The organism is Pseudobutyrivibrio xylanivorans DSM 14809 (assembly GCF_900141825.1).
Lineage (GTDB): Bacteria > Bacillota > Clostridia > Lachnospirales > Lachnospiraceae > Pseudobutyrivibrio > Pseudobutyrivibrio xylanivorans.
This window is the reverse complement of the sequence record NZ_FQYQ01000008.1, coordinates 129,814-156,596: the sequence shown is the minus strand read 5'-3', so window position 1 is coordinate 156,596 and position 26,783 is coordinate 129,814. Positions and strand designations below refer to the sequence as shown.

The 26,783-nt window shown below is 39.2% G+C and carries 20 protein-coding genes and 2 tRNA genes; 15 read left to right on the top strand and 7 right to left on the bottom strand.

Annotated elements, in window-relative coordinates; genetic code table 11:
* Positions 1-1,000: 1,000 nt before the first annotated feature.
* The 3 genes from BUA88_RS08250 (at position 1,001) to BUA88_RS08240 (ending at position 5,501) form a co-directional block, all read left to right on the top strand.
* Positions 1,001-1,699 carry a GTP pyrophosphokinase gene (locus BUA88_RS08250; RefSeq protein WP_072915802.1) on the top strand — a complete coding sequence of 233 codons (699 nt, stop codon included), beginning with the start codon at positions 1,001-1,003 and terminating at the stop codon, positions 1,697-1,699.
* Positions 1,700-1,750: 51 nt separating this feature from the next.
* Positions 1,751-2,605 (top strand): undecaprenyl-diphosphate phosphatase, encoded by an 855-nt coding sequence (locus BUA88_RS08245; RefSeq protein WP_072915799.1) that lies wholly within the window; start codon positions 1,751-1,753, stop codon positions 2,603-2,605.
* A gap of 178 nt (positions 2,606-2,783) precedes the next feature.
* Positions 2,784-5,501: a coiled-coil domain-containing protein gene (locus BUA88_RS08240; RefSeq protein WP_072915795.1), complete on the top strand. Its 2,718-nt coding sequence runs from the start codon at positions 2,784-2,786 to the stop codon at positions 5,499-5,501.
* A 67-nt stretch (positions 5,502-5,568) separates the two neighbouring features.
* On the opposite strand, the gene BUA88_RS08235 is transcribed toward BUA88_RS08240, so the two are convergent.
* The 6 genes from BUA88_RS08235 to BUA88_RS08210 all read right to left on the bottom strand — a co-directional run bounded on the left by BUA88_RS08235 (position 5,569) and on the right by BUA88_RS08210 (position 9,959).
* On the bottom strand, positions 5,569-6,147 hold the full coding sequence (locus tag BUA88_RS08235) for an ATP-binding cassette domain-containing protein (RefSeq protein ID WP_072915790.1): 579 nt from the start codon (positions 6,145-6,147) through the stop codon (positions 5,569-5,571).
* Positions 6,148-6,828, bottom strand: a complete 681-nt coding sequence (locus BUA88_RS08230; protein WP_330390235.1) for an ABC transporter permease — start codon at positions 6,826-6,828, stop codon at positions 6,148-6,150.
* Positions 6,829-6,886: 58 nt separating this feature from the next.
* Positions 6,887-7,960 (bottom strand): ABC transporter substrate-binding protein, encoded by a 1,074-nt coding sequence (locus BUA88_RS08225; protein ID WP_072915781.1) that lies wholly within the window; start codon positions 7,958-7,960, stop codon positions 6,887-6,889.
* Positions 7,961-7,992: 32 nt separating this feature from the next.
* Entirely contained in the window at positions 7,993-9,030 is a 1,038-nt protein-coding gene (locus tag BUA88_RS08220) for a M42 family metallopeptidase (RefSeq protein ID WP_072915778.1), read from the bottom strand.
* A 22-nt stretch (positions 9,031-9,052) separates the two neighbouring features.
* Complete coding sequence (locus tag BUA88_RS08215; RefSeq protein ID WP_072915775.1) at positions 9,053-9,676, bottom strand: ribonuclease H1 domain-containing protein; 624 nt, start codon at positions 9,674-9,676, stop codon at positions 9,053-9,055.
* Positions 9,677-9,887: 211 nt separating this feature from the next.
* Positions 9,888-9,959: transfer RNA gene (locus BUA88_RS08210), tRNA-Thr, on the bottom strand.
* Positions 9,960-10,061: 102 nt separating this feature from the next.
* Between BUA88_RS08210 and BUA88_RS08205 the strand changes: the two genes are divergently transcribed.
* From BUA88_RS08205 to BUA88_RS08195, 3 genes are all read left to right on the top strand, one after another.
* The gene (locus BUA88_RS08205; RefSeq protein WP_072915771.1) at positions 10,062-10,748 is read left to right on the top strand and encodes a lytic transglycosylase domain-containing protein; all 687 of its coding nucleotides are present in this window, start codon (positions 10,062-10,064) and stop codon (positions 10,746-10,748) included.
* A complete protein-coding gene (locus tag BUA88_RS08200) occupies positions 10,745-12,010 on the top strand; it encodes a diaminopimelate decarboxylase (protein ID WP_072915768.1) in 1,266 nt (421 codons plus the stop codon). The genes BUA88_RS08205 and BUA88_RS08200 overlap by 4 nt, the downstream gene beginning before the upstream one ends.
* Positions 12,011-12,057: 47 nt before the next feature.
* Positions 12,058-12,141: transfer RNA gene (locus BUA88_RS08195), tRNA-Leu, on the top strand.
* A gap of 99 nt (positions 12,142-12,240) precedes the next feature.
* Here BUA88_RS08195 and BUA88_RS08190 read toward each other — a convergent pair.
* Complete coding sequence (locus tag BUA88_RS08190; RefSeq protein WP_072915764.1) at positions 12,241-14,874, bottom strand: ATP-binding response regulator; 2,634 nt, start codon at positions 14,872-14,874, stop codon at positions 12,241-12,243.
* A gap of 163 nt (positions 14,875-15,037) precedes the next feature.
* Here BUA88_RS08190 and BUA88_RS08185 point away from each other — a divergent pair, with 163 nt between their 5' ends.
* The 9 genes from BUA88_RS08185 (at position 15,038) to BUA88_RS08145 (ending at position 26,782) form a co-directional block, all read left to right on the top strand.
* Positions 15,038-15,751, top strand: a complete 714-nt coding sequence (locus tag BUA88_RS08185) for a LytR/AlgR family response regulator transcription factor (protein WP_072915761.1) — start codon at positions 15,038-15,040, stop codon at positions 15,749-15,751.
* Positions 15,752-15,922: 171 nt separating this feature from the next.
* Positions 15,923-17,917: a hypothetical protein gene (locus BUA88_RS08180; RefSeq protein ID WP_072915757.1), complete on the top strand. Its 1,995-nt coding sequence runs from the start codon at positions 15,923-15,925 to the stop codon at positions 17,915-17,917.
* A gap of 70 nt (positions 17,918-17,987) precedes the next feature.
* Positions 17,988-18,188 (top strand): hypothetical protein, encoded by a 201-nt coding sequence (locus BUA88_RS08175; RefSeq protein WP_072915753.1) that lies wholly within the window; start codon positions 17,988-17,990, stop codon positions 18,186-18,188.
* Positions 18,189-18,458: 270 nt separating this feature from the next.
* Positions 18,459-19,517 (top strand): [FeFe] hydrogenase H-cluster radical SAM maturase HydE, encoded by a 1,059-nt coding sequence (gene hydE / locus BUA88_RS08170; RefSeq protein ID WP_072915750.1) that lies wholly within the window; start codon positions 18,459-18,461, stop codon positions 19,515-19,517.
* A gap of 52 nt (positions 19,518-19,569) precedes the next feature.
* Positions 19,570-21,012, top strand: a complete 1,443-nt coding sequence (gene hydG, locus BUA88_RS08165; protein ID WP_072915745.1) for a [FeFe] hydrogenase H-cluster radical SAM maturase HydG — start codon at positions 19,570-19,572, stop codon at positions 21,010-21,012.
* 57 nt (positions 21,013-21,069) lie between these two features.
* Positions 21,070-22,254, top strand: coding sequence for a [FeFe] hydrogenase H-cluster maturation GTPase HydF (hydF, locus tag BUA88_RS08160; protein ID WP_072915740.1), 1,185 nt, complete (start codon positions 21,070-21,072; stop codon positions 22,252-22,254).
* A gap of 37 nt (positions 22,255-22,291) precedes the next feature.
* Positions 22,292-23,770, top strand: a complete 1,479-nt coding sequence (locus tag BUA88_RS08155; protein WP_072915735.1) for a 4Fe-4S dicluster domain-containing protein — start codon at positions 22,292-22,294, stop codon at positions 23,768-23,770.
* 193 nt (positions 23,771-23,963) lie between these two features.
* Positions 23,964-25,907: an NADH-quinone oxidoreductase subunit 5 family protein gene (locus BUA88_RS08150; protein WP_072915730.1), complete on the top strand. Its 1,944-nt coding sequence runs from the start codon at positions 23,964-23,966 to the stop codon at positions 25,905-25,907.
* Positions 25,904-26,782: an NADH-quinone oxidoreductase subunit H gene (locus tag BUA88_RS08145; RefSeq protein WP_083572438.1), complete on the top strand. Its 879-nt coding sequence runs from the start codon at positions 25,904-25,906 to the stop codon at positions 26,780-26,782. The genes BUA88_RS08150 and BUA88_RS08145 overlap by 4 nt, the downstream gene beginning before the upstream one ends.
* The last annotated feature ends 1 nt before the right edge of the window (position 26,783 follow it).

The window sequence follows — 26,783 nt, the reverse complement described above, 5'->3', positions numbered from 1 at the left end:
GCTACTCACTTCCGACTGGCCACACGCGTATGATACTCAGCATTTATGGCAATAGGGATATGATTAACTCAGAGGTTTAGTCTTTGGCTAAACCTCTTTTTATTTGAGCTTTGTTCATTCTATCTGCCAAGAGTCCCAGTCAAGTGCAAGGCCTGGCGGCTCGGCTTCGCCGTCTCTTGACAGCGCCTCTTTTGGCAGATACTAGGCAAACAAGCTCAAAAAAAAATAGGACTGTGGCAAAGCCCATTGCATTTACTACCTGAGACCTACTAATTTGATAAGGTAGTAAATTTTTTTAGATATTCTACTACCTATATACAAGAAATGAACACAGGTAGTAACTTTTTACCACCTTAAGAAAAAATATCAATATAGGTAGTATTTTTTAATTCAAAAACTACTACCTGTGGCTTACTAATTTGAAAAGGTAGTACATTTGGGGGAATTTTCTACTACCTGTAATAAGGAAATGAATACAGGTAGTAATTTTTTACTACCTCAGCAAGAATTATCAAAATAGGTAGTTTGTAAATCAAAAACTACTATCTCTAAAAGCAAAATCTTTTCAGGTAGTAAAACTCTCATTTTTCCTACTACCTATATCAATATATTTACCAATAGATGGTAAAATTAAAAATCTATCTGTATTTTTTATATAAATAATTGTCCCAGTTCTAAATATGTAGTGTGGCTCTGCCACAATCCCATTTTCATCCCTGCTTGATTAACCCATATCAGCAAAAAGTCGAGATGTCAATGCCGCGAAGCGCCGAAGGGCAGCATTGACTTTGAGACTGAGCTGATATGCTGTATCAAGCAGTGTGAAAATAAAAAAAGGTTCAGCCATATACTAAACCTCTGAGATAAACTTATCTTTATTAAAATCAATAAAACAATTAAACAACAAGATTTAAGAAAGACTTAATAAATAGTTGCGGAGAAATGTGGTATAATGTATACGTAAAGAAATACGGGGAGGTGATTCAGTTTGGATTTGAGTATGTTTCCAGATGATGGTGTGAACTCTTGGAACACCGTCATGTTACTTTATGAATCAGCAATTAAAAAAGTTCGTACCAAGGTTGAAATTCTTAATGATGAGTTCCAGCAGGTACGTCAATATAATCCAATTGAGTACATCAAGACAAGAGTAAAGACGCCAGAGAGTATTGTTAAAAAGCTCAAGAAAAATGGTTATGAGGTTTCAATACCTAGCATGATTGAGCATTGTAATGATATTGCAGGTGTGCGTATTGTTTGTTCATTCACTTCGGATATTTATCAGATAGCCGAGATGATTGGACGTCAGACAGATGTTACTGTAGTTTCCATTAAGGATTATATTAAAAATCCTAAGGAATCTGGGTATAAGAGCTATCATATGCTTGTTACTATTCCTATCTATTTGTCAGATAAGACTGTAGATACTAAGGTAGAGATTCAGATTCGTACCATAGGAATGGATTTCTGGGCCAGCTTGGAGCACAAGATTTATTACAAGTTCGAAGGTAACGCACCAGATTATATTAGTCAGGATCTTCGTGAATGTTCTGAAATCGTATCTATGATGGATACTAAGATGCTTCAGCTAAACAATGCTATCATGCAGACAAAGCTGGAAGAGGCGGAACGAGAAATGGAGGCCAGACGCCACACCAATGGGTGGCAAGAAAAGGTTGTAGAAGGAAATACCTTGTAGTATGATAAAGGCTGTCGGAAAAATCCGACAGCTTTTTTTAGGAGGAAAATCATGATAGAAATATTAAAAGCGATTTTATTTGGTATAGTTGAGGGAATCACTGAGTGGCTCCCAATTAGTAGTACAGGTCATATGATTCTCTTAGATGAGATTGTAAAGCTCAATGTATCTGAGGACTTTTACAGCATGTTCCAGGTAGTTATTCAGCTTGGTGCTATTCTTGCAGTAGTAATTATTTTTTGGAATAAGATTTGGCCATTTGGTAAGAAGGGCAATAGAGCACCTCTTAGCGAGAATGGTATCGGTGCATGGATTAAGGGAGATATTTTTGTTCTCTGGTTTCACATCTTAGTTTCTTGTGTTCCAGCAGCCATCGTAGGTGTTCTTTGGGATGATTTATTCGAGGAGCTTTTCTATAATCCAACTTGTGTAGCACTTGCGCTTATTGTATTTGGTGTTGCATTTATCATTGTTGAGACAAAGAAGCATGGACACAATGCAAAGATTAATTCAGTAGCAGATATCACATACACAACAGCATTTTTAATTGGTATGTTCCAGCTTATTGCAGCTATCTTTCCAGGTACATCACGTTCAGGTGCAACAATCGTTGGCGCACTTATTATCGGTGTGGCACGTACAGTTGCAGCAGAGTATACATTCTATCTTGCAATTCCCGTAATGCTTGGCGCCAGCCTTCTTAAGATTGTTAAGTTTGGCCTCAGCTTCACACCAATGGAAGCAGTTATCCTTGTTGTAGGTATGGTTGTAGCTTTTGTTGTATCTATGTTTGTTATCAAGTTCCTTATGGACTACATCAAAAAGCACGATTTCAAGGTGTTCGGATGGTACCGTATCGTCCTTGGTATTATCGTGCTTGTGTGCGGATTCGTAGGATTAATTTAATAGCAAAATTAATTTAGGAAACTAAAGGTCGTCCTGTCAGTGTAGATTATTGGCAGGGCGACTTTTTTGTTAAAGATTTTTAGGTAAAATTACACTTTATTACGTACATATATTGAATTAGTAGTTTAATTCATATTATTATAATTTAGTCCTATAATTTACAAGGAGGTAAGGGAGAATGAAAAGATTCGGAAGGAAGCTTGTCAGAGCACTTTTTGTAAGTGGAACAATTGCTGCGGGATTCGCAATTAACTCTACAAGCACACTTGCGGCTGAAGTTAAAGATGTAGATGAACAGTCTTTAACAACAGTGGAGAATGATGCCAAGGAAGGTCAGATTTCTGAAAATTCTCTCCAGACAATGGAGGACGCAACAGGTGTAATTGAAGGAGACGCCGTTGCAGAAGAAAGCTATCTTAATCAGGCAAAAGACGGGGTTGAGAAGGGAAACCTTACACCTGATTCTGCCACTGAAATTATGAATGGTGGCACTGCTGTAATGGAGCAGGCACAGGAGAAGAAGGAAACAGTTGATTCAATTTATGAAACTGTAACTTCTGAGACAGAAAATGCTAAAACAGAATTCACAGAAGCAGCAAATGGTTATGATTTAGAAGATGATGCCAAAAAAGTAGAAGCTGCTGAAAACACTCAGGACAAGATTTCTGCTGTGAATAATACAGTAGAGGACGCCACAGACAAACATGAGGAATTTAGTAATTCACAGGGAAAAGATTCCCAAGGTTACAAAGATGTTTGTGATGAAGTTACTGACTGCGAGGAAATGGTTGCACAGACACAGGCAGAGTACGACAGATTAGTAGAATATGGTCAGGAACTCAATGAAAAATACAGCGAGCTGATTGAGCGTATAAACAATTATGAAGACGAATCATACAGATATAATTCTGAATTGGTAAATTTACGCGAAGAAATCAGCTATGCTAATAAAGAACTATTCGGACTTTCTGATGAAATAATAGGTCAGGGAAAAGACTATGCTCAGGCGATTGCTAATCTCAATGAGGTTATGAAAGAGCTTAGGGAGGCCGAAGCACGTTTAGAGGAAGCAGCTGCTCATTTAAATGATATTACAGCAGATGTTAACGAGTCTGAGTATAGTACAGATATCAGCGCATATGAGGCTGAACTTGAGAATTTCAATAATGTAAGTCAGCGTGTTAACGAAAGCTCTCAGGAATTAAGAAATTCGAAGGATCACTATCAGCAGTTAAAGAATAGATATAATACACAGACAAAAGCTGTTGAAGAAAAGTATAAGGCGCTTGTTGAACTGCAAGATCAATATAATAAGTGGTTGGCTGAAAACAACTATGAAGAAATGGAAGCTGAGTACAGAGAGGTCGAGGGACTCATTTCTGAAAATAATAAGGCGACTTCAAAGCGAGCTAGAAATCTTTCAATGCAGCAGGGCTATTTAAACTATCTCAATGGTATTAAGAATGGCTATGATGTAAAGATTGCTTCAGATTATGAGCATTTCAATGCAGTAATTGATGCGTCAAACAGATACATTGCAGCATTAATGTCTGAGATGGAAGCATCTGAATTAAAGGATCGTGCCGATGCTGGTTATACAAAAACTAGTGAATGCTACGAGAAATTGAAAGATGTTATTGAGGCTTATAATACAAGCAATACAGAGCTTACAAATGATGAGATAGTTAAAGCAATTGAAGAGGCATTAAAGGATATCGAGAATGATGTCACAGAATTAGAAAAAGATGCTCGTCAGGTTAAGGAAAGCCTTGAAGATGGTTCATTAACTATAGGTAGAGCCGACGAATTAAAGGATAAAGCTGCTTCTGAAATAGAAGATGCTCAAAATAAAAACGCAGCTATACAAGCATGTTATGAGCAGTTGTTAAAGAATGTAAAAGAAGTAGTTGATAACTATAATAAGGCAACTGAATATATTGCGGAGCATGGAGTTGATTCAGAAGAGTATAGAAATCTTTTAGCTGAAATATCCGAGCTAGAGGCAAAGGTTTCAGCTTATGAGGAGCAGTATAACTTTTTCCTTGAAGGCATAGAGGAACTAGATAATAGTACTGAAGGATGGGAGTATTACAATTCGCTTCATGAAGAAGCTGTAGGTGAAATTTTTGCTTTAACAGATATATGTTGTGCTATTGCTGGAGAAATATCTGAACTTGAGGATACATACAATAATTTATTATCATCAACAACACCAGATGAGAATTCTTTAGAAGCTATATTGGATAAGCTTGAGCGTTTACGTGCGGAATTGAAAAAGTATGAAGCACTGTATGAAAAGTATACTGAGCAGGAGAAAGAATCAGGAGAAAAGCTTGAGACTCTTCAAGACCCACATGGACTTAGGGATATATATGATAGTCTTTACTATAACTTGTATGAAGTTAAACAATCATTAGACTCTGCCAAAGCAGACCTAGAAAAACTCTATGAAAAAAAGAATGATCTTTATTATGTATTAAACGGTGCTGAGTTTGAAGGTATAGAAGACTTTTACGATATTGCTGAACAGTATAAAGTAGCTCAGGATTACATCAATCGTTGTGATGAGTTGGTAACAATTGCTGATAATACTCTTGAAAAAGCCTTATGTGTTTATGTTTCATTAGTAGAGAATTTAGATGTTTACTATCAGGATGTTGTACCAGTAGACGTATCATATGAATTTACAAATGGCACAGGCAAGGATGGAAAGACTATAAAGTACTCATTTATTGGAAAGATTAAGGGTAATCTTGAGAAGGCTGAGGCAGCTACAACAATTTGTGGAGTATTTACTTACCTTAAAGCTGCATCAGGTACATTTACTTCAGTAGTTTCAAATGAGTTTGGAATTATTGATACATTCACACAATACATAGATATGAGATTCAGATAAAAAGGATGTACGACTCGTCTAAGAGCTAATCAAAGACACCACCGGTTAATTCCGGTGGTGTTGTTTTTTACAAAGAAATAATATTAGCGTTAAATGCTTCAGCTTCACTGTCATCATGGGTAGTCATGATGACAGTTTTTTCTTTTGTAAGTTCTTTTATTATATTGATGACCTGCTGTTTGGTTTCATCATCTAAGCCCTTAAGAGGCTCGTCCATAATAAGTAAATTGAAGTCAGCCAAAAGAGCTCGTAAAATGGCCACTCGTCGCTTCATGCCGCCACTGTATTCAGACAAAGGCTTTTTGGTTTCTGCACCAAGTCCGATTTTATCAAGCCATTTTATTATTTCAGAATCAGAGACGCCTCGATTTTTATCGATAACCATTCTAATATTAAGTAATGCAGTTAGATTATCGCATAGACGATTTTCCTGAAATACTGCGCTTATCTTCTTGTCTGCTAATCCATTAACCTCGCCAGAATCAGCGGCTTCCAAGCCCATAAGAATATTGAGGAGAGTAGTTTTGCCTACACCTGATTTTCCCATGATACAGTTGAAGGAGCTATCTTCAAAGCTGGTAGAATAATTATCTAAAACTTTTTGGCCATCAAAGGCCTTTGTAAGATTTTGAATTTCAATAGCCATTTATCTGCCCTCAATCCTGTTCATTAATCTATTAATAAAATACGCAAATGCTCTATTAAACACTATGCTCAGAACAATAATAACTATAGTCCAGGCAAAAAGCTCTGGAGTGTTTAGATAAATCTTGGCTTCATATAATCTTTCGCCGATAGAGCCCTGTGGAAGTCCAATGATTTCAGCGGCAATTCCAGCTTTAAAGCTCATGGCATTTGAAAGTGTTGCTGCGGCATGATAGAAAGGAATGACTTCGGGTATATAGATAAAACGAAGTCGTCTTCTTAAAGGAATTTTAAACACCCGTGCCATCTCCAACATCTTTTCATCCATGGATAAAAGCCCCTGTAAAATGTTGGTGTAAATTACAGGAAATGCCATCAGAAAAGAAATGAAAACTGAAAGATTTCTGGATGGAATCCATATGAGCACTAATATAATAAATGACGCTACTGGAGTGGATTTGATAACAGCCACTGGAACAGAGATAAACTCTCTGAATCGTATAGACGTATATGAAAGGGCAGCAAAAACTGCGCCAAGGATATTGGCGATAATTAGGCCTATGAAAATTCGTATAAACGTAAATAATATGGATTGCCAAAAAGAAATAACTCCAAGCAGCCCACAAAGGCTTTTTACGACCTTTATGGGAGATGCTAAGAGAATATCAGAATCTAAATACATAGACAGTAGCTGCCATATGATTAACCAAAATATGACAGCCCAAAGTCTTATAGTTTTTTTATTTTTCGATGTAGTAGAATTCATCTGCTGGTACCTGTCCACCTACAGCTTCAGGGTTCTGATTGAAAAGTTCGTCTAAGTATCCGCCGAGCTTTGCTTTCATATCATCACCTGCGATAAATGTGATATTGCAGTATGGGATAGCCTTCTGTGCTACTGCCGCCTTAATAATATCATAGTTTTCGATTAATGCAGAAGCATCTTCAATATTTTCATTTGTATATTTAGTAGAAGCTTCATACTGCTCCATGAAAAGCTTTACAGCTTCAGGATGCTCATCTACAAAAGCTTTTCTTGCAACAACGACACCAGTTACCAGTGTAGTATTTGAATCATTTGAATTGGCAATATTTTCCCACTCTGTTGTCATGTTAATAGCAAGACGCATGTTTTCATTTTGCATAAGTGCTGTGGTAGCAAATGGCTGTGGAAGCATTGCAACACCATTGTCGTCATTTAAAAGTGCGCTTACACATTCTGCATGCTCTGCTTTGTATTCGATAGTAACATCCTTTTGAGGGTTGATTCCGTAAGATGAAAGCATGTAATTAAGAGCGTACTCTGGAGTAGCACCCTTACCACTTGCGTAGATTGTTTTACCTTTCAGATCATCTACGCTTTTGACTGTCTCACCATTTTCTACAATGTATAAAACTCCAAGTGTATTGATGGCAAGAACCTGAACCTGTCCTTCAGTCTTGTTGTATAAAACAGATGCAAGGTTTGCAGGAACAGCAGCGATATCTACATTGCCCTGGATAATCTGAGGAGTGATTTCATCAGGTGCAGCAGAGATTGTAAATGTATAGTGATTAGTAGCTGTATCACCCTTGTCAGAATCATCCATAAGCTTCATCATACCCATGGCAGTAGGTCCCTTTAAAGCTGCTACATTAATATCTACATCCTCAGCTGGAGTTGCAGAATCAGGAATAGCCTCATCAGAGGCTTCTTCTGTAACCTCAGTCTCTTCAGTAGGTGCAGCTTCTTCAGAAGCTTTACTTCCACATCCTACAAGACATGTAGCCATCAAAGCTGTTGCCATTAATAGTGACAGAATCTTTTTATTCATTTTTTCCTTCTTTCTACTTACGTAAATACGAATTATTTAACGTAATTTACAATAAGCTTAAATGTATTTTCAACGCCCTTTTTATGTGAGCGCTCGTAACCGTGACTAGCGTAAACACCGGCGCCGATAAGACCATGTTTTACATCATAGCCTGCCCTGAGGGCAGCATCGGCATCAGAGCCGTAATGTGGATATACATCGATAGCAAAATCAATCTTATTATCCTTTGCAACCTTCACAAGGTTTGAAACTACATCATAATTGTAAGGGCCAGCAGAATCCTTTGCACAGATGCTGACCTGAGTCTCTTTACAGTCGAGACCTTCACCGATACATCCCATATCTACAGAAAGGATTTCGGTGACACCTTCTGGTACTGTACCACAGGCACCGTGACCAACCTCCTCGTATACAGTGATGTGATGGTAAACTTTTCTTTCAGTAGTAATCTTGTTATCTGCAAGATACTTTGCCTGTCCAAGAAGAATACCAACAGAAAGCTTGTCATCAAGGAAACGACTCTTGATATAGCCTGACTCTGTAACACGAGTACGTGGCTCGAAGGCAACGATATCACCAATCATAATTCCAAGCTTCTTTGTGTCCTCAGCGCTTGATACCTCTTCATCGATAACTACTTCCATGCCCTTAAATTCACGAGTCTTTGTAGAGTAGTCATCATTTACATGAACTGATGCATCATTAAGCTGGAAAGTACCTTCGTAAACCTTACCTTCACGAGTATAGATGCGGCAGTTCTCAGCTTCGCCATTGTTAGGAGAGAATCCACCAAGAGGAGTAAGTACAAGATTACCATTGCTCTTAATCTGGCTAACCATGCCACCTAAAGTGTCCATGTGAGCCTCGATGAGAATAGCATCATCCTCATTCTTGCCACCTAAATCTACAAGGATACCACCCTTGTTTGTCATAACTGGCTTGTAGCCAAGCTTCTCATATTCCTTCATAAGATGCGTTGCAGCAGTAGCAGTGAAGCCTGTAGGGCTGTCGATTCCTAAAATATCCACTGTCTGTTGAACCATGTAATCTACGTATTTCTTTGTCTGCATTTCTGATATGTCCTCCAAATTCTTATTCTATTCCAACCTCGGCTTTTGCCATTTTGTCTGCAGCCTCATTGCCAGGGATACCTGTATGAGCCTTAACGTGAACAAAATTTACCTTCAATCTATCCTTAAGCTGGTCATATTCTTCAACATAAAACATTGAAATCTTTTTATTTGTCTTCCAGTATCTGAGAGGCCATTTCTCGATGCCCTCGTAGTCGTAGAAGAGAGTCATTTCTGAAAGTCCAAGCTCTACAGCCTTGTGCATTGCTGCAACGGCACCGTGAACCTCGCCAGCAACATTTCTGGAAACGGCTTCCTCAGGATCATTGCCATTACCGCGAATTTCAATATCTTCTTCAACATCACTGTAATGAAGAAATCCACCATAGCCATACACTCCGGTAGCTACATTAAATGAGCCATCCGTAAATGCGTATATATCTGGAAGTATGGTTACTCCATCAGCTTCGCTTTTTGTGGCAGCAGAAGCATTTCCTGTCATAAAAGCTTCAGCCTCATCAAGAGTTTCAAAGCCTTTGAAAACTGCACCAGGATAACCTGAAGTATTAGACTGACATTCAAGCCATGTCTTATAAATGCCAGGTACCTTTCCAACCTTTACAGCATAAAAGTTTTTCTTTGCCATATTATTCTCCTGTGAATTATTCTATTTAATATAGTAAGAGTAATGGTGGGATTTTTCAAATTAAAATATGAAAAAACTCTGAAACTTATTGAGAAAAATTGCATGATAAGAGGTGTTTAGATAGTATAAATATATGGGGTTTACATCACCACTTTATTATGGTAAAGTGTAGAGCAAATAAAAAAAGAGCCTTATTTTTGGCACAAAAATAAGCTGGTGACGGGAATTGAACCCGTGACCCCTTCCTTACCAAGGAAGTGCTCTACCTCTGAGCCACACCAGCTTGCTTATTCAGCAAGAAAAAGGATATCAAAAGTAGGTGGTGAAGTCAATACTGTAGCACTATTTTTGTTGTATGTATCAGGGGTTTTAGGGGAAAAAGAGTATGAAGATTTCGTTGGTGTCTCCAGGGGCACAGGTGGTTTATGAGGAGTTCATGCAAGCTATTAATCAGAGCTCATCTCAGGGGCGAACCAGTGCTTCAAACATTAGTAAAGCATTTGCCAAGGCATTGAATACAACTACTGTTGCAGACAGTATTTCCAGTGCCACTTCATACAAGGACATTTTTATCGAGGCAAGCAGAAAGTATGGAGTAAGCTATGACTTGCTAACAGCAATGGCTCAACAGGAGTCAGGTTTTGATTCTGATGCAGTCAGTCGAAGTGGCGCAATGGGAATTATGCAGATAATGCCAGAAACCGCCAAGGAACTGGGATTAGAGCACCCATTTGATGCCTATGAAAATATTATGGCGGGAGCCAAGTATATTTCTCAGAAGTTACAGGAATTCAGCGGTAATGTAGATAAGGCTCTTGCAGCATATAATGCTGGAAGCAGTGTTGTAAAACAATATGGCGGAGTTCCACCATACGGAGAGACACAAAGCTACGTGAAGAATATTAAAGCAATAATGAAACGAGGGGCAGATGTGCCTTACACTAATTACATTTCACGTAATGCCACACGAAATCAATTGGAGGAAGACCTAAAAAAGCTTTTACGCGAACTACCAGACACAGAGGAATATGCAGTACTTAAGCAAACATTAGCGGAGATTAACTATTTATGAAAACCCCATTTGTTACAAAAGAGAAGATTCAGGAGATTACAAAGGAGATTCCTACCCCATTTAACATCTATGATGAGAAGGGAATCCGTGAAAACGCCCGAAAGGTTAACCAGGCATTTAGCTGGAACAAGGGCTTTAAGGAGTATTTTGCTGTAAAGGCAAATCCAAATCCATTTATTTTAAAAATCTTACAGGAGGAAGGCTGCGGTGTAGACTGCGCTTCTTATGTTGAGCTGGCTCTTTCCAATGAGCTTGGATTTAAGGGCGACGATATAATGTTTTCTTCTAACGATACTCCTGCCAGCGAATTTAAGTATGCTGACGAGCTTGGAGTAATCGTTAATCTTGATGATTTCACACACATTGATTTTTATGAAAAGGTAGTGGGACATTTCCCAAAGAAGATGTGCTGCCGTTTTAATCCAGGTGGAGTTTATGAGCTTTCAAATGGAATCATGGATAACCCTGGCGACAGCAAGTATGGTATGACAAAGGAGCAGATTTTTGAGGCATACCAGATTCTTCGCGACAAGGGTGTGGAGGAGTTTGGAATTCATGCATTCCTTGTTTCAAACACAGTTACAAACGAATATTATCCAACACTTGCAAAGACTTTATTTGAGCTTATAGTTGAGCTTAAAGAAAAGACTGGAATCTCTATTTCATTTGTAAATCTTTCAGGTGGTGTTGGAATCGCATACAGACCAGATCAGACACCAAATGATATTCTTGCAATCGGAGAGGGAGTTCACAAGGCGTTTGATGAAATCCTTGTTCCAGCAGGACTTGGTGATGTAGCAATCCTTACAGAGATGGGACGTTTCATGATGGGACCTTATGGTGGCCTTGTTACAACAGCAATCCACGAGAAACACATCTACAAGGAGTACATTGGTGTTGATGCCTGCGCGGTAGATTTAATGCGTCCAGCAGTTTATGGTTCATATCATCATGTTACTGTTCTTGGAAAAGAAAATGCTCCAGAAGATCATGTATATGATGTAACAGGTTCTCTCTGTGAGAACTGTGATAAATTTGCAGTAGACAGACAGCTTCCAAAGATTGATAAGGGAGACATTCTTTTCATCCACGATACTGGTGCACACGGTTATTCAATGGGCTACAATTACAATGGAAAACTTAAGAGTGCAGAGGTACTTTTAAAGGAAGATGGAAGTTTCAAAATGATTCGCCGCCCAGAGACAATCAAGGATTATTTGGCTACATTTGATGGGCTTGGAATAGTGGATAATTTACTTTAAAATATTATTGAAAACGCAGACGTAATTTAGTATACTAGTCTGCGGACGCCGGCTTGTCGGAATTGGCAGACGAGGCAGACTCAAAATCTGTTGATGGCAACATCGTGCGGGTTCAAGTCCCGCAGCCGGCACTTGCATTATAAAAACGCCTTAGCATTTTTGCTAAGGCGTTTTTGTTATGCCACGACACACCCATCGCGAAGCGATTTTCCAATGGTTGCGCTTTCCCGTTATTTTAGTTTTTCCTTTAACTTTTCCAACAACTCCCCATACATCTTAACAACCTCATCATGGTGCTCATCGATATACTCATAGCGCCCCTCTTTAACGGCAAACTCCAATCCTTTAGCAGCTTCAGAAACCTTCTGTGAACCAATGGTAAGCGAGGTGCCTTTTATTGAGTGAGCGACTATTCTGTAGTTATTCCAATCTTTTATCTGATAGAACTGATTCAGCTGTCCACGTTTATCATCATTCATGTAGGTAGTCAGAATTTGATGATAAAAATCTAAATCTCCAGCTGCAAATTCCAGACCTGATTTTGTATCAAGGAAGTCAAGCTTCGAGGTAAAATCAGATGATTTGGCTGCATCAGCAATAGGATTATCATCGTTGTTTTCATCTGAAAGGCTTGTTATCAGCCTGTCAGGAAGATGCTTTAATACCATGTTTTCGAGGGCTGATGGATTAATAGGTTTAGAGAGGTAGTCGTCAAATCCATCTTCCAAATATTTTCTATCAGAACCCATAAGTGCATTGGCAGTGAGCATAATAGCAGGTATGTACTGGTTAATACAATCTTTGTCAGTACGTAATAATTTAAGGACTTGCACACCATCCATCTCAGGCATCATGTGGTCAAGGAATACAATATCGTAATGATTCTTGTGAAGCAGATCTAAAGCTTGATAACCATTCTGTGCACAATCAATCTGGATACCGGTTTCCTTTAGAAGTCCCACGAAAACATCCTGATTCATCTGAACATCATCAACTGCCAAAATTCTTGCATCTTTAGCGGTAAAGCCTACTTTATATTTTACGCTTGAACCGGCAGCAAAGTGTTCCTTAGTCTTGCCCAGAGGCGAATGATCAGAAACAACGAATGGTAATTTGACGGTGAAAGTTGAGCCTCTTCCGTAAACACTGTCGACGGAAATTGTTCCATGTAAAAGTGAAACAAGATTCTTAGTAATCGCCAATCCAAGACCAGTACCTTGAACGGTTCTATTCTTACTTAGTTCGAAACGCTGGAAGTTCTCAAACAGATTTGGGAGGTCCTCCGATTTAATTCCGATACCGTTATCTTTAACTTTTATAGAAAGAAGTATTTGCTGCTCATCAAGTTCTTCATAGGAAACTAATACGCTGATAGTTCCACCATCTGGAGTGTATTTTACAGCGTTGGAGATAAGGTTAGAAAGAATCTGTTTCAATCGAACCTCATCGCCGTGTAAAATATTAGGTGTATTGGGATCGCATTCCAATGAGAAATTCTGCATCTTCTTTTGAGCCATACTCAGGAACATATTGTAACTGTCATTTAAGGCCATGCCGATGTCAAAATCCGTAGATACGATTTCAATTTTTCCTGATTCAATCTTTGAAAAATCAAGCACGTCATTAACAAGAGACGTAAGATTTCGGGATGCTACATTTATATTATCAGCATATTTTAAAATATTTTCTTCATGGCATTCTCTAAGAATCAGCTCATTCATACCGGTGATTACATTAATAGGGGTACGAATCTCATGGGAAATGTTGCTAAGGAATGAGCTCTTTGCGGCGTTTGCTGACTGCGCTTCCTGGATAAGACGATTTTCTTCAGTCAAATCTGTGGCTACCAAAATGTAGCACATTGGCTGGTTGTTTCTATCCATTTTGCAGGAGAAATTAACCAGAGTTACCTTGCCAGTAACATTGGCAGTGAGACGATAATCAATGGCAATTCCGTCCTGGGCTTTATCAAACATTCGCATAGGTTCACCACTTCGCAAATCGAAAATCTCTCTGAGTCGAATACGTTGCGGTTCTTTATCAAGTCCTAAAAGTTTATTGGCATAATCATTTGAAAGATTCAGATGATAGTTGGTATCAAAAACCAAAAGTCCTGTTCCTAAGGTTGAGAAAATATCCCTACTTATACTGTTAATGGTGATATAGAAAACCATGTAGTCATTGGCGGAAATAAAGAATACGGCAAAGGCTATTGATACACCAAAACAGTAGAAGGCATGAAGGAAAGGAACTTCATGCATAGTAAGGAACAAATCTGGAATAGATGATGATGCAAAAATAAAGTTAGATAAAAATGCAAATAGTACCAGCTGTTTATCTCTTCTATACTTAACGTTAAAGGCCCACACGAATCCCACTGTCAGCAAGCAGATGGCTATCAAAAGCTGATATGAATAGTGGAATAGATGTCTGTAAGGGTCATCTCTTACATAAATAGTGTAGTTGTCCAGTCGGTAAAATTTGTTTGAACCTGGATTTCCGTAAATTACCAAGTCCAAAAGAGCAGCCAAAGAGGTCACCCATATAATGAAGATTTCAGCGGTCCTGCTTATGTTCAGACAGCTGGTTATAAGGATGATTTCTGCAATGATATAAATATCTATTCCAAGTAAACCTATAACTCTAAAGATATAGGCAAGCTGTAGATTTGGACTTAAGGACATGAGGGAATAGCCTAAGGAACAAAGTCCACTTCCAAGGGCAAGCAGGAAAACAGAATATTTAAAGAATCCCTTTGTATGGCGCTCTCTTCTTAGGAAGCTGACACCAAGATGAACAGAAGTGGTACCAACTATCAGAATGATTATATTTATATAGAGCATATTTTCTTGAATAAATGTCATAGTATTTTCCTTTTAATATAGAAGAAATATATTTTGATTATTCAATACTATTATATATAAAATACAAACAATTTTCATTATCAACTACACAAATATGTGGTATTATGAATTAAAAGTAATGTGTGAAGTATAGTTATGCTTAACAGAATACTGGGGAGGCAAGATGAGAGTAGCGGTTATTGATGATGAAAGTATTTTTAGAATGCAGCTAAAAATGATGGTTGAGAAAGTGTCTGCAAAAAGGGCACTGGACCTGGAGGTGGAGGAATTCGAGACCGGACAATCTTTTGTGGAAGCGTTAACAGAACGTCGCTTTGATATTGTCTTTATGGATATTTTTATGCCAGATATGGATGGTATAGAAACCGCTAAAAAGCTGAGAGAGCTTACGGAAAAGACATTCCTTATCTTCATGACTGCTTCTGAAGGACATTATCCTGATGCTTTTTCATTGCATGCCTTTGATTATGTTACAAAGCCTTTTACTTTGGATAGAATAGATAATGTTATTTCAGAAATTGTTGATCATACGCCTATAGATGCTATTTTTATCAAAATAACAGTCGGTTCTGTGGATGAAAGAATTTATCTTAAGAATATCGTTTCTGTTACAACAGATGGACATTACCTGGAAATCCATAAGGATGATGGCAGCTCTTCAAGAGTACGCCTAACGTCTGGAGAATTCATTAGTATGACCGGTTCTGACAGACGATTCATAATGATTAACCGAGGCATTATTATCAATATGGATTACATTGACAGAATCGAAGGCGGAGATGTTTATTTGGACGACAGATCGATTTATCCAATGTCTGCCAAGAAGATTGCCGATATTACACAAAAAATTAGGGATTATCAGTTTAGTAACAATTAAATTTTATTATAAAAAACCACTAGAGACGTAGGTTTTTGCCAAAATCAATGCGATTTTGCCAAAGCACTTGCGTCTCTCTTTTATTTTGGTAATGTGTAATTAATGAGAATTATAACCTATAACGTTTTTCTCGGGAGAGTATAAAGAATAATTAGAAGGACTAGATAGTTTATGAAAAATCGTTCAGTTCAAGCTATATCCATTGGCTTGTCTGCTATTTCGCTGGTCGCTCCAGTTTGTACGACTATATATGCTAAAGCGGCTGAAGTAGTAAACGATGCAGAAATCACGACAGAACAGCAGGTAGTTAGCGATTCTGGCGAGAAGGCTATAGCTGAAGAGGTTTCCAATTTATCGAAACAACTTAAAACGAACACCATAAGCCAACTTAGTGAGGCTGCCTCTGAGCCAGCAACAGAGGGGCAGTTTGACGAGGAGGTTTCAGCGGTATTAGAAAAAGAAGCTACTGCAAATGAAGCAGTAGGTTCTGTTAGTGCGTCTGTAGACAACATTGTAAAAGCTGGCGAAGCTATTGATGAGGCACAGACTCAGGTGCAGGATGCTGTTTCACAGGCAGACAGTGCCCTTAAGAATGCAGGCGAGGCTACATCTGCAGCTAATGAACAGGCTCAGGGAGCAGTTTCTGTTATTAAGGATGAGAATGTTTCCGAGACTGATGCAGCCACTATTATTGCGGATACTGATAAGACAGTTGAGGAAGCGCAGACTGCTTTTGATGAAGCTGAAAATAAATATAACGAAGCTTTAGAAGCTTACAACTTAGCAAAAGATGATTATGACACAGCACTTGCTGCATATAATGCTAATAAGGAAGAGGCTACTGGTAAGTTAAATACAGCTGAGGCTGAATTAGAATCTGCACAGAAACATCTTGAGGAGCTTCAGGCACAGCTGGAAGCAGCACAGAAGAAACTGGCAGATGCTGGCGCTGATGCATTGGTGGCAGCTGAGACAAATGTACTGACAGCCAGTGAAGAGGATAGAGTACAGTACGGCATAGAATATCTAAAGGTATTACTTCAGTACTACCAGCTTCCTAAGGCAGAAGGTCTGACAGAAGGACAGTCGATAGAGATATTGAATCCGGACGACATGATGTCAGATGATTGGAAAAGCGTTTTGATTAATTATGATGTAATTGACGAAGAAGGTAATCATATCCGTAATGTAATTGCGAATTACGGATATAGAATAGATGATAAGACAGGAGAGATAACATTCTATTCTAAGGAATTAAAATCTCTTAACGTTAAAAGTGTCAAGTTACAAAAGAATGTCCGTGAAAAAAAATCAGTCAATGTTAGCCTTACTAATGATGATATGAGCTTCAAGGAACACTCCTTTAATGTAGGAGACGAAGTATGGACAGAAATAATAACAGATTATGTGACCTATATTTCAGGAGTTCGGGCAAAGCTGGATGCCTATAATAGTCTGCTTGCTTCAGTGGAGGTTGCCAAGGCAGATTTTCAGGCAGCTAGAGAAAAAGTGGTTTCTATAAAGACTCAGATAGAAAAGCTGAATGGTGTTAAAGATATTGATTCAGCTGCTGAGATGGCCAGATTGAAAGGTCTGCTTGAAAGTGCAGAGGCTGATTACAATGGTGCTAAGGATAATCTTGAGAATGCCAAAGCGACACTTTCTGATGCAAAGTCGTTATTCAATGAAAAATTTGTTAAGGCAAATTCTGGTTCACAGACCAGTTCTGCAGGTAGTATTCAGTCATCGTCAAGATCGCTTGCTTCCAGCATCGCAAGACTGGAAGCAAGACTCGATCAGGAGTTGGTTGAATTGGAGGAGATTCAGGATGAAGAGACTCCGACTACTATAGATGGTAAAGCTGTGGTATCGAGTATTAGTGAAGAAAAAGTATCTGATGCAGAAGAAAATTCAGCCGTTTCAAGTGCTGAAAATTCAGCTTCACGTGATAGCGTTATCCAGCCACAGGAAATCACTCCAATACCAGGCGAGATTGTTACTATCGAAGAGGAGGAGATTCCTCTGGCAATTACTTTGGCAGGACTTCTTCAGCATGGAAAATGGTTTGCTGGATTGGCAGGTGTTTTTGCTGCTGGAGCAGGTGTAAGTGTTTTTGAAGTCAAAAGAAGAGCAGCTACAAAGATTATAGATAAGCTAAATCAGTAGTATTATTGCCAAAAAATCGACGATTTTGCCAATCTATTGTTCATGCTTCTTTAGAATGGTAAAGTACATATTGTTAGATGACGTTCACATAAACATCACAGATATGACACAGATTAGACGCAATTTAGATAATGATGAGTTATTGAGAACGGCAGGTATAGGGTGTCGAGGTGTTGATAAATATTCACAGCCAGAGCAGCTGGTGGCAGGGGAGGCCACAGCTACTCAAATCGAAATTATTATGGTCGCTGAGAATGAAAGAGAATGGTGAGAGGTATTGATGTTATGAAGGTGTTTATCCTTAAGATGAAAATGTTTAGGACTATGGTGGAGAATCACAGGACTAGACGAATGCTTAAAAGGCTGGAAACTAAGAAGAACTAATCATCCGCGACGACACAAGGAAGAGGAATCCGTGAGGGTTCCTTTTTTTGTATCTAAAATAAAACAGCAAACGGGCAATATACCCCTTTAACCTTTAAAATTTTATGATATAGTATACTTTGTGAAAAAATAAACGATAATTTTTTATCAATAAGGTATGGATTCAAAGTTAATAGAAACATTAGACAAACTTAATACTAATCATTCTCTTGAGCTGGAGGAATATCAGCTTCTTATAGAGAACATTAATCCTGATTTAATGAAGCGTGCAGCAGAATACGCGGTAAAATATCAGGAACAGTTTTACGGGAATAAGGTATTTATAAGAGGCCTTGTTGAATTTACTAACTATTGTAAAAATGACTGCTATTATTGTGGCATTCGAAGAGGCAATAGGGAGTGTGAACGTTACAGACTTAGAACAGAAGACATTATTTCCTGTGCCCATGAGGGCTACAAGTTAGGATTTAGGACTGTGGTACTTCAGGGAGGCGAGGATTTTGCCTATAGCGATGAGGATATCTGTGATATTATCCGCAGAATCAAAGCAGAGCATGATGATATGGTAGTTACTCTTTCAATAGGAGAGAGGGACCACGATAGTTATCAGGCATACTTCGATGCTGGGGCAGACAGATATCTCCTTAGACACGAGACAGCTAATCCAGAGTTATATACTAGGCTTCATCCTGCAGAGATGAGTTTTCTACACAGAATGAATTGTCTACAGGACTTAAAGAATATCGGTTATCAGGTTGGTGCGGGCTTTATGGTTCAGTCGCCAGGACAGACAGCCAGAGATTTAGCCATGGATTTGAAATTTATTGAAGAATTCAAACCAGATATGTGTGGCATCGGACCTTACATAAGTCATAAGGATACACCTTTCGCAAAAGAAGAAAGTGGTACTTTGGAGATGACACTGTTTCTCATATCTCTCTTAAGAATGATTTATCCACAGATGCTTATTCCTGCCACTACAGCACTTGGCACTATTCATCCAAAGGGACGTGAAATGGGTATTCAGGCTGGTGCTAATGTTGTAATGCCGAATCTTTCGCCTACATCTGTACGTAAGATGTACACATTATATGACAATAAAATCTGCACAGGCGAGGAAGCGGCAGAATGCATCAACTGCCTAAAGGGACGCGTATCCTTCGTTGGATATGAAATCGTAGAAGACGCCGGCGATAGAGTAGGTTTTTACAAATAAGTTTAAATAGCCTGTATGTTACAGGCGAGATATAAATTAGAGGTAATAATAAATGTACAATGTAAAATCACTTAAGGCTGATGAGTTTATCGACCATCAGGAAATCCTCGACACAATAGAATATGCCGAAGCAAACAAAAATAATTATGAGCTTATTGATCAGCTCCTTGAAAAAGCAAGACCAGTTAAGACAGCAGAAGGCTGTGTATGCTCTGGTCTTTCACATCGTGAGGCAGCAGTTCTTCTTGCCTGTGATGAGCCAAAATATATTGAGAAAATGTATAAGGTAGCACAGGAGATTAAGGATGCCTTCTACGGCAATCGTATCGTTCTTTTTGCTCCACTTTATCTTTCAAATTACTGTGTAAATGGATGCGTTTACTGTCCATATCATCTTAAGAACAAGCACATTGCTCGTAAAAAGCTTACACAGGAAGAGGTAAAGGCTGAGGTTATCGCACTTCAGGATATGGGTCACAAGAGACTTGCAATCGAAGCAGGTGAGGATCCAGTTAACAACCCAATCGAGTACATCTTAGAGTGTATCGATACAATCTACAGCATTCACCACAAGAATGGTGATATCAGACGTGTAAATGTTAATATCGCTGCTACAACAGTTGAGAATTATCGCAAGCTCAAGGAAGCAGGAATTGGTACATACATCCTCTTCCAGGAGACCTACAATAAAAAGAGCTATGAGGAGCTTCATCCTACGGGACCAAAGCATGACTATGCTTACCATACAGAGGCTATGGACCGTGCTATGGAGGGTGGAATCGATGATGTAGGACTTGGTGTTCTCTTCGGACTTGAGAGCTATAAATACGAGTTCACAGGACTTCTCATGCACGCAGAGCATCTTGAGGCAGTACACGGCGTTGGTCCTCACACTATCTCAGTTCCACGTGTTAAGCACGCTGATGACATCGATCCAGATGTATTTGACAACTCTATTCCAGATGAGATGTTTACAAAGATTGCAGCCTGCATCAGAATAGCAGTTCCTTACACAGGTATGATTATTTCTACTCGTGAGTCAGAGGAAGTTCGTCGTAAGATGCTTCAGGTTGGTATTTCACAGGTTTCTGGAGCCAGCCGTACATCAGTAGGTGGTTACACAGAGAAAGAGCGTCCACACGATACAGAGCAGTTTGATGTTTCTGATCAGCGTACTCTCGATGAGGTAGTTAAGTGGCTCATGGAGACAGGTCACATCCCATCATTCTGTACAGCTTGCTACCGTGCAGGACGTACAGGCGACAGATTTATGTCGCTTTGTAAGACAGGCCAGATTATTAACTGCTGTCATCCAAACGCACTCATGACTCTTACAGAATACCTTGTAGATTACGCTTCTGAGGAGACAAAGAAGGTTGGCTACAAGATGATTGAGGAAGAGCTTAAGAAGATTCCAAAGGAAAATGTTAGAAAGACAGCTGAGGAAAATATCGAGGCTATCAAGAACTCTAATCGTAGAGATTTCAGATTTTAGTTCTTAGTTTTTTAATAAAATAAACAAAATTATATTGTATTCTTATAGGAGGCGAGTATGTCCCTTAACAATACAGCCAGTGGCCAGCGTGTCCACATCGGCTTTTTTGGAATCAGAAATGCTGGAAAATCCAGCATCGTAAATAAACTTACAAATCAGGAGATTTCTCTGGTTTCAGCTCATAAAGGCACCACTACTGATCCTGTAAAAAAGGCAATGGAGATTTTGCCAATCGGTCCGGTGGTTATCATCGATACAGCAGGTTTTGATGATGAAGGCGAGCTTGGTGAACTTAGAAAGCATCGCACATATCGTATCTTAGACGAGATAGATATTGTGGTAATGGTACTTGATGCCAGAGAAAAAGAGCTTTCAGAAGAGGAAGCTGATTTCCTTAAAAATGTAAAGGAGCGCAAAGTTCCTTACATTATAATAGAGAATCATACAGATGAGGCAGAGGCTCATGGGTATTCTGGTCTTGAGGAAGAGAATCTTATATATGTAGACGCCACATCAGACGATATGTCAAAGGTGAAGGAAGCATTGATTAAGCTTCTTCCAGATATGAAGGAGCCTGTACTTGTTGCTGATTTGGTAGAGCCAAAGAGTACTGTGGTTTTGGTTATCCCAATAGATGAGTCGGCACCAAAGGGAAGAGTAATTCTTCCGCAGCAGATGGTTCTAAGAGACCTTCTTGATAACAATTGCAAGATTCTTTGCTGCCAGCCAGAGGAGTTGGCTGAGGCACTTGAAGAAGATAAAAATATTTCATTAGTAATTACTGATTCCCAGGCATTTGAAGAGGTTTCAAAGATTGTTCCTGAGGATACAGTGCTTACTTCATTTAGTATTCTTATGGCTCGCTACAAGGGCAGCCTGAATACTCAGCTTGAGGGTGTTGCAGCTCTTAAGAAATTAGAGGATGGGGACAAGGTTTTGATTTCAGAAGCCTGCACTCATCACAGACAGTGTAACGACATCGGCACCGTAAAGATGCCAGGATGGGTTAAAAAATACACTGGCAAAGAAATTGATTTTGAATTTTCTTCTGGAAATGATTTTCCTGAAGATTTATCAAAATATAAACTTGTGATTCATTGCGGTGGTTGCATGATAAATGGGGCTGAAATGCAGAATCGCGTTAAACATTGCAAATCCCAGGGGGTTCCGGTCGTTAATTACGGAATGGCCATAGCGGAGTTCAATGGTATTTTAGACAGAAGTCTAAAGGTAATTAATTAACATTCACTGGCAAATAAAAAGGTAAAAGGAGAAAAATATGGTAACTTCAGATCAAAGTATTGTACGTTTGAAGCACAACATTATGGAAGAGGTTTGTAAGCTTGCTTGGAATGGTGAGCTTGATGCAGAGCACAAAGAGGCTGTTTGCTACGAAATCATCCCTGGTCCAAGACCAACATATCGTTGTTGTGTTTATAAGGAGAGAGAAATCGTAAGACAGAGAGTTATTCTTTCTTGCGCAGAGAATCTTCCAACAAATCCAGATTCAAAGAACGTTGTTCAGGTTATCCAGCCAGCTTGTGATGACTGTTCAATCGCTTCTTATTCAGTAACAGACAACTGCCGTTTCTGTCTTGGAAAGGCTTGTCTTAACTCTTGTAAGTTCGGTGCTATCACTCCAGGTGAGAGAAGAATGCACATCGATCCTACAAAGTGTAAGGAGTGCGGTATGTGTGCTAAGGAGTGTCCTTACCAGGCTATCGTTCACCTTGAGAGACCATGTAAGAAGGCTTGCCCAGTTGGCGCTATTTCTTACGATGAGTACGGTCACTGTGTAATCGACGATGAGAAGTGTATCTCATGTGGTCACTGTATCCACAGCTGTCCATTCGGTGCTATCGGTTCTAAGACATACCTTGTACATATCATCAAGGCTATCCTTGAGGGCAAGAAGGTTATCGCTATGTGCGCACCTGCTACAGAGGGACAGTTCGGTGAGGATATCTCAATGGCTGCAGTTAAGGCTGCTTGTAAGAAGGTTGGTTTCACAGACATGATCGAGGTTGGTCTCGGTGGCGATATGACAGCTGCTTACGAGTCAGCTGAGTGGTTCGAGGCTAAGGAAGAAGGTCGTAAGATGACAACATCTTGCTGCCCAGCTTTCATCAACATGCTTAGAAAGCACTTCCCAGATCAGTTTAGAGATAATATGTCTTCTACAGTATCTCCAATGTGCGCTATCTCACGTTTTGTTAAGGCTACAATGGGTGAGGATACTGTTACAGTATTCGTTGGACCATGTATCGCTAAGAAGTCTGAGGCACAGGATGAGACAGTACCAGGAAATGCAGATTACGTCATCACATTTGGTGAGCTTCGTGCGTTAATGCGTTCTAAGGGCGTTGAGTTCGAGCCAGTAGAGGAAGATTACCAGGAGTCATCTACATTTGGTAAGCACTTCGCTTCTTCAGGCGGTGTTGCTAAGGCTGTTATCGAATGCATGCAGGAGCGTGGACAGAATACAGATGATATTAAGCTTATGCAGTGCGCAGGTGGTGCTGAGTGTAAGAAGGCACTTATGCTTCTCAAGAGCGGTAAGCTTGATGTTGATTTCATCGAGGGTATGATTTGTGAAGGTGGTTGCGTTGGTGGCCCATCTAAGCACAGAGCTGAGAGAGAAATCGTTAAGGCAAGAACAACTCTTATCGGAAAGGCTGATGGACGTAAGATTCTTGCAAACCTTGAGAATTACCCAATGGATAAGTTCTCTATGTACAGAGATGGACACATGGAATAATAAACAAATTAAAAGACCTCTTCGGAGGTCTTTTTTTATTTGCTTATTATTCCATGATAAATTATTCAAAACTAACAAAAATCCGCAATAATTAGCAACTATTTTGTGGAATATATGCTATACTAGAATAGCTGAATGCAATTGGGGAACAGATTCAGCGTATATAATGTAATTACATAAGGAGGGGGAAATAATGGAAACATTAGTGACAGCATTGATTTGCTTTCCATTTCTCTGGGCGATTTTGCCTGCGGTGATTCACAATTCAAAACGCAGAGCATTTACCGTCTATCTGGGCTGTGCCATCGTAATGGTGTTATCAGTCTTCACTGCGGTTCAGTGGTTTTTGGCAGGGGGCCAGACACTGGATTTTCGTCTCCCATATCAGCAGGTTTTTGGAGAAATCTTCATGTGGGGCGATATTTTCTTAATGTGTTTTATCACATATCTATCTTACAAACATAATAGATTAATAATCGCATTCCTTTCGATTATATCTACTGTGGTGCCAACGGTTTTAGAAAAGTTTGGACCTGAGCTTGGTATTAGACCAACAATGCGTTTTGACTGGCTCACTTTCATCATGGTTCTAATCATCGGTGTTGTAGGTTCACTCATTGGAATTTATGCAGTTGGTTATATGCATGGCTTTCACATTCATCATCACAAGGAAGTGACTGATAGAAGAAGCTTCTTCTTATCAATGATATTTGTTTTCTTTGGAGCAATGTTTGGTCTGGTTACATCTGCAAATCTTCTAGGATTATATTTCTTCTGGGAAATTACATCTGTTACATCTTTCCTTTTAATAGGATATACCCGCACAGATGAAGCAATTAATAATTCTTTCAAGGCTTTATGGATGAACTTACTTGGTGGCTGCGGCCTTGCAGTGGCTATTTCTGTAGGAATTGTATATTTCCACACAGCAAATCTATATGATTTGATTGCTGCCGCAGAGAAGAGCGGAGCATCAGATATGATTTGTCTGCTTCCAATAGCAATGCTTGCTTTTGCAGCACTTACAAAGTCAGCTCAGTTCCCATTTTCAGGATGGTTACTTGGAGCCATGGTAGCACCAACACCTTCATCAGCACTTCTTCATAGTGCGACAATGGTTAAGGCTGGTGTGTACATGCTTATCAGACTTTCACCTGCAATGGCAGACAACTATGTTGGTAACATGGTTGCCCTTATTGGTGGTTTCACATTTGTTGCTGCATCCTGCTTCGCAATTACGGTATCAGATGGAAAAAAGGTTTTGGCATATTCTACTATTTCAAACCTTGGACTTATTGTGGCATGTACAGGCTGTGGCTATGAGGAAACAATCTGGGCGGCAGTATTCCTTGTAATCTTCCATGCAGTTTCAAAATCTATGCTTTTCCAGTGCGTAGGTGCAATTGAAACTACAATTGGAAGCCGTGATGTTGAGCAGATGCAGGGCTTGATGAGTATCTTCCCTAAGCTGGCTTTCATCCTTATGGTAGGTATTGCAGGAATGTTCCTTGCACCATTTGGAATGCTTATTTCAAAGTGGGCAGCGCTTAAGGCTTTCATTGATACAAGCTCAGTATATGTATCAACACTTATGGTACTTTTCATCTGCTTCGGTTCAGCTACAACAATGTTCTATTGGACAAAGTGGATGTCAAAGATACTTGGTGCATCAAAGAGAGAAAAATCAAGAGACCTTACAAAGAAGAATGAGTACATCTCAATGTTCTTTCACGCTTTTATGATGATCTCACTTATCCTTGGTTTCCCATGGCTTTCAGAGCATGTGCTCAAGCCACTTTCTAATGATATGTTTGGTGTGGTTAAGCAGGTTATTTCATATGAAAACATGGTAATCATGATTGTACTTTTGTGTGGAGTTTTCGTAATTCCATTTATCAATTATCTTTTGACAAAAGGACAGAGCGGTAAGCAAGTCATCACTTATATGGGTGGAGCAAACGCTGGAGATAATTTTAATTTTGTTTCATCAACAGGTGATCCTAAGGAAATGGAAATCTCAAACTTCTATATGGAAGAAGCATTTGGTGAGAAGAAGCTGTTTACACCAGCGATTATGATTTCTTCATTCATTTTGATTGTTTACCTGATTATCGTAGTGGGAGGTGCTTTACAATGATGGTTCAGACTAGAATTCTTTTGGCAATCCTCTACGTAGTGGTTGCACCATTTGTTATAGGGTTATTGGATGGCTTTGATAGAAAAATCTCTGCACGAATGCAGGGCAGAAGAGGTCCATCAGTTTTTCAGCCTTTTTATGATTTAAAGAAGCTTTTTGAAAAAGAGTTTTTAACAGCAAATAAGATGCAGTTATTTTTAATTCGCTCTTACCTTTGCTTCATTATACTTTCAGGGATACTTTTCTTTGCAGGTTTTGATTTATTGCTTGTAGTATTTGCACTTTCAACCTCAGCAATGTTTTTGATTCTTGCATCTACAGCTACACATTCGCCATTTTCATCTCAGGGAACATCTCGTGAGCTTGTGCAGATAATGGCATGTGAGCCAATGGAGCTTCTTGTGGCAGTAGGTTTTTATCTTGCAACCAGCACCTTCACAGTGTCAGATATCGTTGCAGGCAGTGATGTTGCAAATATAAGATTTTTACCAGGTTTTTTTGTAGGCTTTGTATTTATTCTTACAATCAAATTCAGAAAATCACCATTTGATATTTCTACAAGCCATCATGCACATCAGGAGGTAATCAAGGGTGTTACTTCTGAAATGGTTGGTAAGGAATATGCAATGGTAACAATCGCAGAGTGGTATGAGAATGCTATCCTTTTAGGAATTGTAGGATTGTTCTTCATTAGCAGCAACCCTCTTACATTTATTGGAGCTGTGATTGCAATACTTGCAGTTTGGTTCCTTGAGATTCTCATCGATAATACATCAGCAAGAGTAAAGTGGCAGCTTATGTTAAAGCTTGCTTGGGGAGTGACAATCGTGGCCGCTGGAATGAATCTTTTCTTGCTGGAGATAATTAGGGGGTAAA